General features: G+C 68.7%; 13 protein-coding genes. All 13 read right to left on the minus strand.

The features are described 5' to 3' along the window. Positions 1-3: 3 nt before the first annotated feature. Positions 4-438 (minus strand): ubiquinone anaerobic biosynthesis accessory factor UbiT, encoded by a 435-nt coding sequence (gene ubiT, locus AT699_RS15115; protein WP_024068968.1) that lies wholly within the window; start codon positions 436-438, stop codon positions 4-6. Beyond that, the gene (locus AT699_RS15120; protein WP_045953553.1) at positions 435-1,325 is read right to left on the minus strand and encodes a U32 family peptidase; all 891 of its coding nucleotides are present in this window, start codon (positions 1,323-1,325) and stop codon (positions 435-437) included. Before AT699_RS15120 ends, ubiT begins: the two co-directional genes overlap by 4 nt. Further along, positions 1,322-2,338 (minus strand): ubiquinone anaerobic biosynthesis protein UbiU, encoded by a 1,017-nt coding sequence (gene ubiU / locus AT699_RS15125; RefSeq protein ID WP_024068969.1) that lies wholly within the window; start codon positions 2,336-2,338, stop codon positions 1,322-1,324. Before ubiU ends, AT699_RS15120 begins: the two co-directional genes overlap by 4 nt. A gap of 83 nt (positions 2,339-2,421) precedes the next feature. Then, entirely contained in the window at positions 2,422-3,093 is a 672-nt protein-coding gene (locus AT699_RS15130; protein WP_006386087.1) for a response regulator, read from the minus strand. Positions 3,094-3,106: 13 nt separating this feature from the next. Further along, the gene (locus AT699_RS15135) at positions 3,107-5,044 is read right to left on the minus strand and encodes a type IV pili methyl-accepting chemotaxis transducer N-terminal domain-containing protein (protein WP_024068970.1); all 1,938 of its coding nucleotides are present in this window, start codon (positions 5,042-5,044) and stop codon (positions 3,107-3,109) included. A 100-nt stretch (positions 5,045-5,144) separates the two neighbouring features. Beyond that, positions 5,145-5,669, minus strand: a complete 525-nt coding sequence (gene mobB / locus AT699_RS15140) for a molybdopterin-guanine dinucleotide biosynthesis protein B (RefSeq protein ID WP_058207321.1) — start codon at positions 5,667-5,669, stop codon at positions 5,145-5,147. Next, the gene (locus tag AT699_RS15145) at positions 5,638-6,297 is read right to left on the minus strand and encodes a carbonic anhydrase (RefSeq protein ID WP_024068973.1); all 660 of its coding nucleotides are present in this window, start codon (positions 6,295-6,297) and stop codon (positions 5,638-5,640) included. The genes mobB and AT699_RS15145 overlap by 32 nt, the downstream gene beginning before the upstream one ends. A 3-nt stretch (positions 6,298-6,300) precedes the next feature. Then, a complete protein-coding gene (gene moaA, locus AT699_RS15150; protein WP_024068974.1) occupies positions 6,301-7,344 on the minus strand; it encodes a GTP 3',8-cyclase MoaA in 1,044 nt (347 codons plus the stop codon). Continuing rightward, on the minus strand, positions 7,341-8,099 hold the full coding sequence (locus AT699_RS15155) for a peptidylprolyl isomerase (RefSeq protein ID WP_058207322.1): 759 nt from the start codon (positions 8,097-8,099) through the stop codon (positions 7,341-7,343). The genes moaA and AT699_RS15155 overlap by 4 nt, the downstream gene beginning before the upstream one ends. A 15-nt stretch (positions 8,100-8,114) precedes the next feature. Beyond that, the gene (gene narI, locus AT699_RS15160; RefSeq protein ID WP_006386093.1) at positions 8,115-8,798 is read right to left on the minus strand and encodes a respiratory nitrate reductase subunit gamma; all 684 of its coding nucleotides are present in this window, start codon (positions 8,796-8,798) and stop codon (positions 8,115-8,117) included. Between the two features lie 17 nt (positions 8,799-8,815). Beyond that, a complete protein-coding gene (narJ, locus tag AT699_RS15165) occupies positions 8,816-9,463 on the minus strand; it encodes a nitrate reductase molybdenum cofactor assembly chaperone (RefSeq protein WP_020927844.1) in 648 nt (215 codons plus the stop codon). A 14-nt stretch (positions 9,464-9,477) separates the two neighbouring features. After that, a complete protein-coding gene (narH, locus tag AT699_RS15170; RefSeq protein WP_020927845.1) occupies positions 9,478-11,040 on the minus strand; it encodes a nitrate reductase subunit beta in 1,563 nt (520 codons plus the stop codon). Beyond that, a complete protein-coding gene (locus AT699_RS15175; RefSeq protein WP_024068976.1) occupies positions 11,037-14,792 on the minus strand; it encodes a nitrate reductase subunit alpha in 3,756 nt (1,251 codons plus the stop codon). Before AT699_RS15175 ends, narH begins: the two co-directional genes overlap by 4 nt. Positions 14,793-14,803 lie beyond the last annotated feature (11 nt).

The raw sequence follows: 14,803 nt of genomic DNA on the forward strand, positions 1-14,803 counted from the left end.
AGCCTATTGGCCCCCTGCGCCCAGCCGTTCCAGCCACGCCGGACGCGGCGCCGCATCCAGCCAGTTCTTGACGATCAACCCCAGTTCGGTGTCGCCGGAGATACGCAGCCGACGCTGGAAGAACAAAGTGTCCGCATCAGTCTCGCCGCGCATCAACGCCAGCAGTTCCCCAACGCCCGCGCCCAGTTCCAGTTCGCAAGGCTCGCGGTTCCACATCGGGCGAAAGGCGCCGCCGCGCACGGTGAAGCGGCTGCACAGGCCCAGGTCCTCGATGGTGATGGCGAAGCTGCGGCCCTCCAGTTCCGGTGGCGGGCTGAGCCAGTTCAGGCGCCGCGCCAACTCCAGCCCGGCGACGAAGTGCAGCGACACCAGCGGCGCGGGCAACCGCCGCCCCAGGCGCGCGACCAGGCCCGGCACGGCGAATCGGCTGTCGCTCATAGCCCCTCCTGCCAGGCGATCCCCGACTGGCCATGGAAATAGCCATTGCAGCGGCCGATGCCGGCCGGCGGCTGCACCGTTTCCGGCGCGCGGCCGCCGCGCGCGGCGTCCAGCGCCGCGATGGCTTCGAGCGTGCCGGCCGACTGCGGGCTGACGCGCAGCACGTCGGCGCCCATGTCGGCCAGGTACGCGGCCTGGTCCAGCAGGTCGAGACAGGCGGCCGACTGCACCTGGATGCCGTTGATCGCCAGGAACTCGCGCGATTCACGCGTGCGCATGTCCAGCCCATCGGGATGCTCGATGCAGCGGAAGCCGCACTCGTCCTTCTTCAACCGGAAGTGGCGCGCGGTGAAGCAGCGCGCCGAGAACGCCAGCGCCATGCGGCCCCACACCATGATCTCGGCCTGCAACCCGGCCGGCCGCTCGGCCAGCAGCCGCGCCAGCGCATTGACGTGCATTTCCAGCGGCGCCACGAAGCGGGTCGCGCCGCGCGCGGCCAGCCATTCCAGCGTGCCGCCGTGGTAGGCATTCATGTGCGGACCTGCCACGAACGGGCGGCCGCCCAGGTGGCGCATGGCGCCGGCCTCGCCGGCCTCGACCATGAAATCCTGCTGCTCGCACAGGCGTCTCAGCGCCGAGGCCTCGGCGCCGGTCTCGATCAGGGTGCGGCCGGACAACACCACTTCCTTGCCGGTCGCGGCGAGGTCGCGCGCCAGGTCGAGCCAGTCGTCGGCGCGCAGTTCATGGCGCCGGCTACAGACGGTTTCGCCGATGTAGAGGATGTCGGCCGGGCTGTCGGCCAGCGCCGCGTAGAACTCCAGCGTGCGCTGGCGCGGCCAGTAGTACAGCAACGGTCCGACCGAGATGCGGAAAGCCTTGGGTTTCATTTCCATGGACGTTCGAATGCGCCTTGCGTGACTTGGGATCCCTCGGCATGGCGCGCCAGCATGGCGTTCCATTCGGGACGTGGGGAGTAGCGGTTGGGATCGGCGTGCGCGCTGTCGAGCGCGGCGCGCAGCGTGGACACCACCTGCGTGACGTAGGCCGGGCTGCGCTGGCGCCCTTCTATCTTGATCGCCGCCACGCCCATCTCGGCCAGTTTGGGCAAGAGGCCGATGGCGTTCAGGCTGGTCGGTTCCTCCAGCGCATGGTCGGCATGGCCGTCGACCTCGAAGCGCCCCTTGCACAGCGTCGGATAGGCGGCGGCCTCGCCAGGCCCATAGCGGTCGATCAGGATACCGTTCAGGCGCGCATCCAGGCGGCCGTCCTGCTCGACCCAGCGCACCGCGCTGGCGGGCGAACAGACGCCCTTGTTGTTGGGCGAATCGCCCGTGGCGTACGACGACAACAGGCAGCGCCCTTCGGCCATGACGCACAGGCTGCCGAAGCCGAACACCTCGACCTCGACGCTGACGTTGGCGCAGATGCGGGCGATCTCGGCCAGCGTCAGCACGCGCGGCAGCACCACCCGGTGGATGCCGAATTGCTCCTTCATGAGTTCGATGGCGTCGGTGTGGGTGGCCGAGCCCTGCACCGACAGGTGCAGGCGCAGGTCGGGATAGCGGTCGCGGGCGTACGCCAGCAGGCCGGCATCGGCCATGATGACCGCATCCGCGCCCAGCCCGTGCGCGGCATCGACCGCCTCGCGCCATTCATGGCCGCGGCCGGCCTGCACGAAGGTGTTGATGGCGAACAGCACCTTGCGTTGCCGGCTGTGCGCCAGTTCGACGCCGGCGCGGATGTCGCTTTCGGTGAAATTGAGCCCGGCGAAGTTGCGGGCGTTGGTGGCGTTCTTCAGGCCCAGGTAGACGGTGTCTGCGCCTGCCTCGATCGCCGCCTTCAGCGCGGCCAGGCTGCCGGCCGGCGCAACGAGTTCCAGGGGGGAGGTTCGGGTTTGCATGCCGGCCAGTCTAGGGGCCGGCGCGGCGGGTGGCCTTGTCGCAGATCAAACCGTCCCGCGGCGGCGCGCCACGCCGCGCGATTTCAGGCCGGATCGTCGCCGTGCAGGCCGTGCTCGACGGCGTAGACCGCGACCTGCACGCGGCTGGTGAGGTTCAGCTTCTTCAACACGTTCTGCACGTGGATCTTGACCGTGCTTTCGCTGACGTCGAGTTCGCGCGCGATGACCTTGTTGCTGGCGCCGCGCGCCAGGCACTGCACGATCTGGCGTTCACGCGCCGTCAGGCGATGGCGTTCGGCCTGGCCGGCCGGCGCCTGCGCGGCCAGGCTGGCCTGGCCGCGGAATTGTTCGACCAGCTTGGCCGTCATGCTCTCGGCGATGACGGGTTCGCCGGCCGCGGCGCGGCGGATGGCCGACGTCAGGGCCTCGGCGTCGATGTTCTTGAGCAGATAGCCGCGGGCGCCGTCGCGCAGCGCCTGGCCCAGTTCGTCGGCTTCTTCCGACACAGTGAGGATGATCACCGCACAGGAAGGCAGATCCTGCGTCAGCAGTTGCAGCGTCTCCAGCCCCGACAGGCCCGGCATGTTCAGGTCCAGCAGCACCACGTCGGGCTTGAGTTCCTTGGCACGCTTCAGGCCTTCGACGCCATCGCCGGCCTCGGCCACGATCTCGAAATCGGGCTGGCGCTGCAACAGCAGGCGCATGCCCGAACGGAACAGGGTGTGGTCATCGACGAGCAGGATACGGATGGGCATGGTCTTGAAAGGGTCAGGCGGCCTGGCGTTCGGCGTCGGGCAACGTCAAGGCAATGCGCGTGCCGCCGCCGGGCCGGGATTTCATTGTAATCAAGGCATGCATCCGGGCGGCGCGTTCGCGCATGATGTGCAGGCCGACGTGGGCCTCGCCGCGCTGCGCCACTTCGTCCGGATCGTAGCCCTGGCCGTTGTCGGCGATCAGCAGGTTGAAATCGCGGTCGTTGCGCACCACCACGTCGACCCGGTCGGCCTCGGAATGCTTGCGCACATTCGACAGCGCTTCCTGCAGGATGAACAGCACCTGCAATTGCTGCTCCGGGGCCAGCGGCGCGCCGACGCCCTGGCTGAAGGCCAGCTCGGTGGCCATGCCGGTCTGGCGGCGGAAACGTTCGACTGTGTCCTGGATGGCGGCCTTCAGGTCGCCCTGGCCCAGCTTGTCGCGGAAGTTGGTGAGCAGCTCGCGCACGTCCTTGTAGCTTTCGTCCACGCCGGTGCGCAGCAGCGGCAGGATTTCCTCGACCTCGGCCTGGTCGCCGCGCTTGACGGCCGCGTCCAGCAGCTGCAATTGCAGGTTCAGGAAGTTCAAGCCCTGCGCCAGGCTGTCGTGCAGCCCCTGCGCCACCAGGCCGCGCTCCTGCACCACCGCCAGCTGGCGCGCCTGGGCGCCCAGGCGGCGGTTGTCCAGCGCCACGCCCAGGTGCTGCCCCAGGGTTTCGAGCAGTTGCGAGTCGGACGGCGCCAGCTTGCGCTGGCTGCGGAAATGCAGCGAGTACGAGCCCAGCACCTCGTCGCGCGTGACGATGCGGAACACCGCCACGCTGGCGAAGCCGTCGCGCTGGCAGTTCAGGTCCATCTGCGGTGGCGCCTGGCGAAAATCCTGGATCACGACGACGCCGGCCTGGCGCGTGGCCACGCCGCAATAGCAGTCGTCGACCCGCATGCAGTGCTCGGATTCGACCAGTTCCTCGGACAGGCCCACCGACACCACCAGGTTGAGCTTTTCGTTGTTCGGGTCGAGCGCGCGGATGCTGCCGCCCTCGGCGTCGAACTGCAGCATGACGCGGCGCAGGAAGCCCTGGCACATTGCCTCGATCTCGTTGGGCTGGTTCAGGAACGCCGCCATGTCGTACAGCGCGCCGATGTCGCGGTTCTGCGCCGCGAGCTGGGCGGTCTTTTCGCCCACCCGCTGTTCCAGGCCGGTGTACAGGCTCTGCAATTCGTCGGCCATGCGGTTGAAGCCGCGCGCCAGCACGCCGAATTCATCCTGGCTCTCGACCGGCAGGCGGGTGCTGAACTCGCGCGCCGCCATGCGCTGCAGGCCGTCGCGCAGGCGCAGCACGGGCGCGATGATCCACAGGTACAGCAGGTAGATCATGGCCAGGGTGCCGGCGCTGGCGATGGCCGCCAGCACGCCCTGCGACAGCCGCAGCGAGGTGGTCTTGCCGGCGTTGTCCTGCTCGATCATGCGCACCAGCTCGTCGGCGCGGGCAACGAAATCGGGCAGCGTCTCCAGGTATTCGGCCGCGTCCTCGCGGGCGATGGCGCGCATTGCCGCCGGCCGCATGATGTCGCGCCAGTAGTCGGCCACGCCCAGCCAATGCTGGCGGATGGTCGGATCGTTGGGAATGAACAGCGGCCGGGCCGGATTGCCGCGCGCCAGGCGGGCGATGGTGTCGTCCATCAACTGCACCTGCTCTTCGGTGCGCGCCTGGCGCCCGGCCTCGGGCCGCATCAGCTCCACCGCGACCCGGTTGGCGCGCATGCGCAGGCTGCCGGTGTCGTTGATGGCCGCGCCCGCGCCTTCCAGCTGCCACGACAGCCACAGCGTCAGGCCGATCATGCCGAGCACCACGATCAACGCCAGCAGCGAACTGGCGACGATGCGCGTCGACAGCCGGTGGCGTGGCGACGGCAGGCCCTGGGCGTCGGAGGGGGAATCGGGTGTGGTCATGGACTGGGCTTGCGCGCGGGCGTGCCTGAAGCGGGTTGGGCGATTGCCAGCCTTGAGGCGCACGCCGCGCGGCTGGCAGACTCCAGTGTAGTCGTTCCGCTCAACCCTGCCGCACCGCCCGGATGATGAAATCGGCCACCGCGGCCGGGTCGTTCAGGGGCAGGCAAGGCAGGTCCGTGGCCAGCGCCGCGTCGGTCACGATCGCCAGGAAGCCGGCGTCCTCGGCATGCAGCGGCGGCTTGCCCAGCGCCGGACGGTAGACCTCGATGCGGGGAATGGCCGCCTGCTTGAAACCCTCCACCAGCACCAGGTCGGCCGGCGCCAGGCGCAGCAACTGCTCTTGCAGCGACGGCTCCGGCGCCCCGCGCAGCTCGTGCACGATGGCATAGCGGAACGGCGACGCCACCATCACCTCCTGCGCCCCGGCCTGGCGGAAACGCGCGCTGTCCTTGCCGGGCGGCTCCATCTCGAAGTCGTGGTGGCTGTGCTTGATGACGCTGACCTTCAGGCCGCGCGCGCGCAGCAGCGGCAGCATGGCCTCGATCAGGGTGGTCTTGCCGCTGCCTGAGCGGCCGGCAATGCCGAAAACGGGGTCATGCGGGCTCCGTGAACAAGGGACAGACAATGGGCAGGAACGCGTCCGCCCGGGCCGAGTATGCCAGCAAAGCGCCCGCCACCAGGTCGAAGTACCAGCCGTGCAGGGTCAGGTCGCCGGCCTGCAGGCGCCGCTGCACGCACGGCAGGCGCTCCAGGTTGCGCAGCGAGATCAGGATGGAGGCCTGCTCGCAGGCGCGCCGGTGTTCCGCCAGCGACGCCGTCGGCATCTCGCTCAACACGCGCAGGCGCGCCGGCTCGGCGATATCCATCCAGCGGTCCAGGTAGTCCGGCTCGCCGCCGCCGAGCGCCGGACGCTCCATCAGCGCGCGGATGCCGCCGCACTGGGCATGGCCCAGCACGATGATGCGGCTGACCTTGAGCTGCTCGACCGCGAACTGGATAGCGGCCAGCACGCCGTGGTGGCCCTGGTCGCGGTCGGGCGGCGGCACCAAGTTGGCGACGTTGCGCACGGTGAAGATGTCGCCCGGATCGCAGCCCAGCAGCATGGCCGGATCGACCCGCGAATCGCAGCAGCCCACCAGCAGCGTGCTGGGGTGCTGGCCGTCGCGCAGGTTGCGGTACAGCGATGGCGCCTCTTCGTAGTATTGATGCTGGAAGCGCTGGAAGCCGTCCACCAGCCGTTCGATGTCGCGCATGGTTCAGCCTCCGGTCTGCGACATGAAACGCACGATGCGCTCGGGCCGGGTGGTGAATTCGTGGCGTTCCGGCTTGGCGGCGATGCCGGCGCGGATCGCTCGTTCCAGGTCGGCGTCGCTGGCGCCCTCGCGCAGCAGCCGCCCCAGCGGCACCTGGTCTTCCTGGCCCAGGCACAGGTAGAGGGTGCCGTCCACGCCCAGCCGCACGCGGTTGCAGGCGGCGCAGAAATGGCGCGACATGGGCGTGATGACGCCCAGCACCGGCGCGCCGCCGCCGCTGCTCCAGTAGCGCGCCGGGCCCGCGCCCTGGCCCGCCAGCGCCGGCACCAGGCCGGCGTCGGCCGCCAGCCGCGCGCCCAGCTCGCCGAGGTCGGCATGGGCATAGCGGCGGCCGCAATCGCCCACCGGCATCGGCTCGATCAGGCGCAGGATGAAGCCTTGCGCCAGCGCGTAGTCCAGCAGCCGGCGCACGTCGGCCTCGGGCGTGGCGGCATGCACCACGCTGTTGAGCTTGATCGGCGCGAAACCGGCCTCGCGCGCGGCCCGCAGCCCGGCCAGCACGGCATCCAGGCAATCGCGTCCGGTGATGCGACCGAACTCGGCCGCGTCCAGGGTGTCCAGGCTGATGTTCAGGCGGTGCACGCCCGCCGCCCGCAAGGCGGCGGCATGGCGCGCCAGCTGGGTGCCGTTGGTCGACAGCGACAGGTCGTCCACCCCCGGCAGCGCCGCGATGGCGGCGGCCAGGCCGGCCACGCCGCGGCGCAGCAGCGGCTCGCCGCCGGTCAGCCGCAAGCGGCGCACGCCCAGGCCGGCGAACAGGCCCGCCAGGCGCGCCATTTCGTCATGGCGCAACCAGTTGGCGGGCTCCTCGAAGCCCTTGAAGCCCTTGGGCATGCAGTAGCCGCAGCGCAGGTCGCAACGGTCGGTGACCGAGACCCGCAGGTAATCGATGCGGCGGCCGAAGCTGTCGACCAGCCCCAGGGGCTCGGCGGGCGCCGCGGTCCCGCTGGCCACCGGGACCGCCGCCAGGGCGGGCGCGGGTGTCATGACGGGCTCCCGAACACCCGGTCGTCCTCGGCGCCGCCCAGGTCGATGCCGCGCACGTCGGCGCGATCCACCAGCAGCCTGGCGTACTGGCGCCAGGCGGTGTCGCGGCTGGCGGCGGCCAGGGCCGAGGCGATCGATTCGCGCACCTGCTCGAACGGCAGCAGGCGTCCTTCGATGCGCCGCGTCACCCGCACGATGTGCAGCCCGTGACGGGTTTCCAGCACCTGCGGCAGCAGGCCGCCGGCCGGCAGGGCGAACACGGCCTTCTCGAATTCCGGCACGGTGTCGCCGCGCCCCAGCTGCCCCAGGTTGCCGCCCACCGCCGCCGACGGGCAGTTGGACTGCCGCCGCGCCACCTCGGCAAAGCCGGAGGGGTCGGCCAGCAGGTCCGCCAGCACCGCGCTGGCGTGGGCCCGCAGCATGTCCAGGTTGACCCCGGGGGTGACCTGGAACAGGATGTGGTCGGCCTCGATCAGCTCGCCAACGATGAAGCGCTGCGGATTGGCCTGGTAGTAGCGGCGGCAGGCCGCCTCGTCGGCCTCGGGCGCCGGCGCGTGGCGTTCCAGCAGGACGCCGATGGCGTCCTCTTCCGAAGCGAGATCCAACCCCTGCCGCGCGGCCTCGTCCCGCAGCACCCGGCGCAGCACCAGCGCGGTGGTGGCGGCGCGCATCGGGTTGGGCGCGTCCGCGTGCAGCGGCAGTTCGTGCTCCATGTCGGCGTCGGTCAGTTCGACGCCATTGATCGTCACAGGCATGTCGGCCTCCTCGGGTCAGCGCGGACGCACCAGTTGCCAGGCGCGGCCCAGGTAGCCGACCGAGGCGAAGCCGCTCCAGACGTGCACCAGGCGCGTGAACGGGAAGATCACGAACAGGGTCAGGCCCATGAACAGGTGCGCCTTGAATAGCGGCGGCACGTCGGCCACGAAGCTGGCGGCGTCGCCGCGGAAGGTCACGATGTGCTGCGCCCAGTTCATCAGGCGCACCATCATCTCGCCATCCATGTGGCCGGCCGACAGCGCGATGGTCGACAGGCCCAGCAGCAGCGTCACCAGGATCCACAGCAGCAACAGCTTGTCGCCGGGCCGGGTGGTCTTGCGGATGCGCGGGTCGCTCAGGCGGCGGTGGATCAGGATCAGCAGGCCGATCAGGCACAGCCCGCCCATGACGCCGCCGGCCACCATGGCGACGGTCTGCTTGAGCGTGTGCGACACGCCGAGCGTGTCCCACACCACCACCGGGGTCAACAGGCCCGCCAGGTGGCCGAAGAACAGCCCCAGGATGCCGACGTGGAACAGGATGTTGCCCAGCCGCAGCTGGCCGCGATGCAGCAGCTGCGAGCTGTCGGTCTTCCAGGTGTACTGCTCGCGCTCGAAGCGCGCCAGGCTGCCCAGCAGGAACACCGTCAGGGCAATGTAGGGGTAGATGCCGAAGAAGAACTGGTTCAGGGAATTCATGATGCGTGTCCTGGAAATTAGCGGGTCGCCGGCGCGCGGGGATAGAAGCGCACGGCCTGCGCGCCGTCGCCCGAGAACGGGCGCAGCAGCGGCTCGACGCCGTCGGCGCCGGCGCCGAAGGTCTCCATGGCTTCGTCCATGTCGCGCACCGGCGGCGCGGTCTGCTCGCGCGGCGTGACCCGCGACAGGCCGCGCAGCACGACGAAGACGCTGGCGTAGGGGCTCTCGTTGCGCGCCAGGCGCGAACCGATGGCGGCCAGCACGTGGATGGCGTCGTCCAGCAGGTCCCGCGCCACGGCCGGGTCGATCACGCCCAGGAACTCCAGGAACAACGGCACGTGGTCCGGCAGTTCCGACACCACCGGTTCGAAGCCGTGCTGGCGGTAGGTCTCGAGCAGGTCGACCATGGCCTGGCCACGGTCGCGGCTTTCGCCGTGCACGTGCTCGAACAGGTGCAGCGAATGGGCGCGGTTGCGGTCGAAGGTGGCGACGTAGGTCTCCTGCAGCGCGATCAGGTCCTGGCTGGCCAGGTGGCCGATCAGCGGTTGCAGGGTTTCCTCGGCCTCGGGATGGGCGGCCAGGGCGGCCTCGACCTCGGTCAGGGCGTCCAGCAGTTCCTGTTCGGGGTAGCAGAGCAGCGCGGAAAGCAGTCGATAAAGGCTCATGATGTTCTCCGGTCTCAGGCCGCGGCCTTCTTGCGCGACTTCGGCATGTCGATGAAGATCTCGCTGCCCTGCGGCTTGCGGCCGAACAGCGTGCCTTCCGAGACGCCGCCCGAGCAGCCGTTGCCGAAGGTGAAGCCGCAGCTGCCCTTCTCGTTGAAGCTGTCCTCGACGATTTCCTTGTGGCTGCTGGGCACCACGAAGCGGTCCTCGTAGTTGGCGATGGCCATGATGCGGTACATGTCCTGCACGGTTTCTTCTGACAGGCCGACCTGTTCCAGCAGGGCCGTGTCGTGTTCGCCGTGCACGGTCTCGGCGCGCTTGTAGGCGCGCATCGCCAGCATCCGCTCCAGCGCCTGCAGCACCGGGGCTTCCTTGCCCGCGGTCAGCAGGTTGGCCAGGTAGCGCACCGGGATGCGCAGGCTGGCCACGTCCGGGATCATGGCGCTGGTGCCGAGCGTGCGCTGCGGCATCTTGCCGGCCTCGGCCGCGGTCTGGATCGGCGACAGCGGCGGGATGTACCAGACCATCGGCAGCGTGCGGTATTCCGGATGCAGCGGGAAGGCGACGCGCCATTGCACCGCCATCTTGTAGACCGGCGACTGGCGCGCGGCTTCCAGCCAGGATTCCGGGATGCCCTGCTCGCGCGCCGCGGCGATCACCTCGGGCGAGTGCGGATCCAGGAACAGGTCCAGCTGCGATTCGTACAGGTCCTGCTCGTTGCCGACGGCGGCGGCGCGCTCGATCTGGTCGGCGTCGTACAGCATGACGCCCAGGTAGCGGATGCGGCCGACGCAAGTTTCCGAGCACACGGTCGGCTGGCCGGCCTCGATGCGCGGATAGCAGAAGGTGCACTTCTCGGCCTTGCCGCTGTGCCAGTTGTAGTAGATCTTCTTGTACGGGCAGCCCGAGATGCACATGCGCCAGCCGCGGCACTTGTCCTGGTCGACCAGCACGATGCCGTCGTCCTCGCGCTTGTAGATCGAGCCCGACGGGCAGCTGGCGACACAGGCCGGGTTCAGGCAGTGTTCGCACAGGCGCGGCAGGTACATCATGAAGGTGTTCTCGAAGGTCGAGTACATCTCCTTCTGCACGCCCTCGAACAGGGCGTCGCGGCTGCGCGCGGCGAATTCGCCGCCCAGGTCGTCTTCCCAGTTGGGGCCCCATTCGATCTTGTCCATCTTCTTGCCGGTCAGCACCGACACCGGGCGCGCGGTGGGCGGCGTCTGCGACAGCGGCGCGTTCTTCAGGTGCTCGTAGTCGAAGGTGAACGGCTCGTAGTAGTCGTCGATCTGCGGCAGGTTGGGGTTGGCGAACAGGTTGGCCAGGATGCGCAGCTTGCCGCCCTGGCGCGGTTCCAGCTTGCCGGCCGCCGTGCGGCGCCAGCCGCCCTTCCACTTCTCCTGGTTCTCCCATTCCTTGGGATAGCCGATGCCGGGCTTGGTCTCGACGTTGTTGAACCAGGCGTACTCGACGCCGTCGCGGCTGGTCCAGACGTTCTTGCAGGTGACCGAGCAAGTGTGGCAGCCGATGCACTTGTCCAGATTCAGCACCATGCCGATTTGGGCGCGTATCCTCATGATTGCTTCTCTTCCTGTTGCGTTTGGACGGCGGGATCTTCGACCAGCGGGCCTTCCAGCCAGTCCACTTTCTTCATCTTGCGCAGCACCACGAATTCGTCGCGGTTGGCGCCCACGGTGCCGTAGTAGTTGAAGCCGTAGGCCTGCTGGGCGTAGCCGCCGATCATGTGGGTCGGCTTGAGCACGGTGCGCGTCACCGAGTTGTGGATGCCGCCGCGCTTGCCGCTGGTCTCCGCGCCCGGCACGTTCACGATCTTTTCCTGCGCGTGGTACATCAGGCACATGCCGACCGGCACGCGCTGGCTCACCACGACGCGCGCGGTCAGCGTGCCGTTGACGTTGAACACCTCGACCCAGTCGTTGTCGACCAGCCCGGCCTGCCTGGCCTCGGCCTCGGAGATCCACACGTGGGGACCGCCGCGGCTCAGCGTCAGCATGCGCAGGTTGTCGGAATAGGTGCTGTGGATGCCCCACTTCTGGTGCGGCGTGATCCAGTTCAGCACCAGTTCCTTTTCGCCGTTGGGATAGCGGCCCAGCATCGGCGCCACGGTCTTGGTGTCGATGGCCGGTTTGTAGACGCACGAACCCTCGCCGAAATCCAGCATCCAGCGGTGGTCCTGGTAGAACTGCTGGCGGCCGGTCAGGGTGCGCCATGGGATCAGCTCGTGCACGTTGGTGTAGCCGGCGTTGTAGCTGACCTCTTCGCTTTCCAGGCCCGACCAGGTCGGCGCCGAGATGATCTTGCGCGGCTGCGCCTGGATGTCGCGGAAGCGGATCTTGTCGTGCTCGCGGCCCACCGCCAGGTGGGTGTGGTCGCGGCCGGTGACCTTGCCCAGCGCTTCCCAGGCCTTGACCGACACGTGGCCGTTGGTCTCGGGCGCGAAGGTCAGGATCATTTCGGCGGCGTCGATGGCGGTGTCCAGCCGCGGCCGGCCCTGGCTCACGCCGGGTTCTTCGACGCGCTCGTTGATGCCGGCCAGTTCGCCCACTTCGTGCTCGGTGTTCCAGTTGATGCCCTTGCCGCCGTTGCCCAGCTTGTCCAGCAGCGGACCGACCGAGGTGAACTTGCGGTAGATGTCGTTGTAGTCGCGCTCGACCACGGTCATGTTGGGCGCGGTCTTGCCCGGCACCAGGTCGCATTCGCCCAGCTTCCAGTCCTTGGGCTCGAAGGCCTGCCCCAGTTCCCCCGGGGTGTCGTGCATCAGCGGCGTCAGCACCAGGTCGCGGCGCTTGCCCAGGTAGGGGCCGCCGATGTCGCTGAACTTCCTGGCCAGCAGCTTGTAGATCTCCCAGTCGGTCTTGCTTTCCCAGAGCGGCTGCACGGCTTCGCTCAAGGGATGGATGAAGGGGTGCATGTCGGACGTGTTGAGGTCGTCCTTCTCGTACCAGGTGGCCGTCGGCAGCACGATGTCACCGTACAGGCAGGTGGTGCTCATGCGGAAATCCAGCACCGTCAACAGGTCGAGCTTGCCCTCGGCCGCGTCTTCCTGGTAGTTGACTTCGACCGGCTTGATGGCGTCGGCCTCGTCGCCGAACACGGCGTTCTGCGTGCCCAGCAGGTACTTCAGGAAATACTCGTGGCCCTTGCCGCTGGAGCCCAGGATATTCGAGCGCCACACGAACATGTTGCGCGGGAAGTTGGCGGGATCGTCCGGGTCTTCGCAGGACATGCGCAATTCGCCGGACTTGAGCTGCTCGACGGCGTGGGCCACCGGGTCCTTGCCGGCGGCTTCGGCCTGCGCGGTCAGGTCCAGCGGATTGGTGCGCAGCTGCGGCGCCGACGGCAGCCAGCCCATGCGCTCGGCGCGGGCGTTCAGGTCGATCATGCTGAGGTCGCCATAGCGGCCGCGGTCGGCGGTCGGGCCCAGCACTTCCTGCACGTTCAGCTTTTCATGGCGCCACTGGCTGGTATGGGCGTAGAAGAACGAGGTGCCGTTCATCTGGCGCGGCGGACGCACCCAGTCGGAAGCGAACGCCAGCGGCGCCCAGCCGAACTGCGGACGCAGCTTTTCCTGGCCCACGTAATGGGCCCAGCCGCCGCCGCTCTTGCCGACGCAGCCGCACATCATCAGCATGTTGATGATGCCGCGGTAGATCATGTCCATGTGATACCAGTGGTTCAGGCCGGCGCCGACGATGACCATCGACTTGCCTTCGGTATCGTGGGCGTTCTGGGCGAACTCGCGCGCCACCTGGATCACCTGCGCGCGCGGCACGCCGGTGTGCTTTTCCTGCCAGGCCGGGGTATAGGGCACGTCGTCGTCATAGGACGTGGCCACGTTGCCGCCGCCCAGGCCGCGATCCAGGCCGTAGTTGGCCATCTGCAGGTCGTACACCGTGGCCGCCAGGGCCTCGCTGCCATCGGCCAGGCGGATGCGGCGCACCGGCACGTTGCGCACCAGCACCTCGTCGTGCTCGGCGCCGAAGTACGGGAAACCCACGCCGACCACGGCGTCGGCGCCATCGACCAGGCTCAGACGCGGCTCGATCGCGCGGCCGCTGCCGCCGTCGCGCGCTTCCAGGTTCCAGCGGCCGACCTTCTCGCCGCCGTTGACCGCACCCTCGCCCCAGCGAAAGCCGATGCTGCCGTTGGGGGCCACCAGGTCGCCGCTGGTTTCGTCGAACACCAGCGTCTTCCAGTCGGGGTTGTTCTGTTCGCCCAGCGCGCCGTCCAGCTGCGAGGCGCGCAGGAAGTGATCGGGCGCGTAAAAGCCGTCGCGCTCCTTGAGCAGCACCAGCATCGGCATGTCGGTGTAGCGCCGCACGTAGTCGCGGAAATAGGCCGAGGCGCCCGACAGGTGGAATTCCTTGAGGATGACGTGGCCCATGGCCATCGCCAGCGCGGCGTCGGTGCCCTGCTTGGGCGCCAGCCAGATGTCGCCGAACTTGACCATTTCGCCGAAGTCGCTGGACACGGCCACCGTCTTGGTGCCCTTGTAGCGGACCTCGGTGTAGAAGTGGGCGTCCGGGGTGCGGGTCTGGGGCACGTTCGAGCCCCACACCATCAGGTAGGTCGAGTTGTACCAGTCGGCCGATTCCGGCACGTCGGTCTGTTCGCCCCAGATCTGCGGGCTGGCCGGCGGCAGGTCGCAGTACCAGTCGTAGAAGCTCAGGCAGGCGCCGCCCAGCAGGCTCAGGTAGCGGGCGCCGGCGGCGTAGCTGACCATCGACATGGCGGGAATCGGCGAAAAGCCGATGAGGCGGTCGGGGCCGAACTTCTTGATGGTGTAGGCGTTGGCGGCGGCGATCATCTCGGTCGCCGTGTCCCAGTCCGTGCGCACGAAGCCGCCCAGGCCGCGCACCGACTTGTAGCGCCTGGCGCGCGCCGGATCCTGGCTGATCCATTCCCAGGCCGCGATCGGGTCCATGGTCTTGCGCGCCTCGCGCCACATTTCCATCAGGCGGCCGCGCATCATCGGGTACTTCACGCGCTGCGCCGAATAGACGTACCAGCTGTAGGACGCGCCACGCGGACAGCCGCGCGGCTCGTGGTTGGGCAGGTCCGGGCGGGTGCGCGGGTAGTCGGTCTGCTGGGTTTCCCAGGTGATCAGGCCGTTCTTGACGTACACCTTCCACGAGCAAGAGCCGGTGCAGTTGACCCCGTGGGTCGAGCGCACCACCTTGTCGTGCTGCCAGCGGGCGCGATAGGCGTTTTCCCACTTGCGGTCTTCGTTGACCACTTCGCCGTGACCGTCCGCGTAGGTGGATTTCACCCGCGACATGAACTTCAACCGGTCCAGAAAATGACTCATTGCGTTTCTCC

Source organism: Achromobacter xylosoxidans, from assembly GCF_001457475.1.
Taxonomy (GTDB): Bacteria; Pseudomonadota; Gammaproteobacteria; order Burkholderiales; family Burkholderiaceae_B; genus Achromobacter; species Achromobacter xylosoxidans.

Bases quoted from the DNA above. Each gene is read 5' to 3' on its own strand.
- ubiT (WP_024068968.1), bottom strand. From the start codon at position 438: ATGAGCGACAGCCGATTCGCCGTGCCGGGCCTGGTCGCGCGCCTGGGG.
- AT699_RS15120 (WP_045953553.1), bottom strand. From the start codon at position 1,325: ATGAAACCCAAGGCTTTCCGCATCTCGGTCGGACCGTTGCTGTACTAC.
- ubiU (WP_024068969.1), bottom strand. From the start codon at position 2,338: ATGCAAACCCGAACCTCCCCCCTGGAACTCGTTGCGCCGGCCGGCAGC.
- AT699_RS15130 (WP_006386087.1), bottom strand. From the start codon at position 3,093: ATGCCCATCCGTATCCTGCTCGTCGATGACCACACCCTGTTCCGTTCG.
- AT699_RS15135 (WP_024068970.1), bottom strand. From the start codon at position 5,044: ATGACCACACCCGATTCCCCCTCCGACGCCCAGGGCCTGCCGTCGCCA.
- AT699_RS15145 (WP_024068973.1), bottom strand. From the start codon at position 6,297: ATGCGCGACATCGAACGGCTGGTGGACGGCTTCCAGCGCTTCCAGCAT.
- moaA (WP_024068974.1), bottom strand. From the start codon at position 7,344: ATGACACCCGCGCCCGCCCTGGCGGCGGTCCCGGTGGCCAGCGGGACC.
- AT699_RS15155 (WP_058207322.1), bottom strand. From the start codon at position 8,099: ATGCCTGTGACGATCAATGGCGTCGAACTGACCGACGCCGACATGGAG.
- narI (WP_006386093.1), bottom strand. From the start codon at position 8,798: ATGAATTCCCTGAACCAGTTCTTCTTCGGCATCTACCCCTACATTGCC.
- narJ (WP_020927844.1), bottom strand. From the start codon at position 9,463: ATGAGCCTTTATCGACTGCTTTCCGCGCTGCTCTGCTACCCCGAACAG.
- narH (WP_020927845.1), bottom strand. From the start codon at position 11,040: ATGAGGATACGCGCCCAAATCGGCATGGTGCTGAATCTGGACAAGTGC.
- AT699_RS15175 (WP_024068976.1), bottom strand. From the start codon at position 14,792: ATGAGTCATTTTCTGGACCGGTTGAAGTTCATGTCGCGGGTGAAATCC.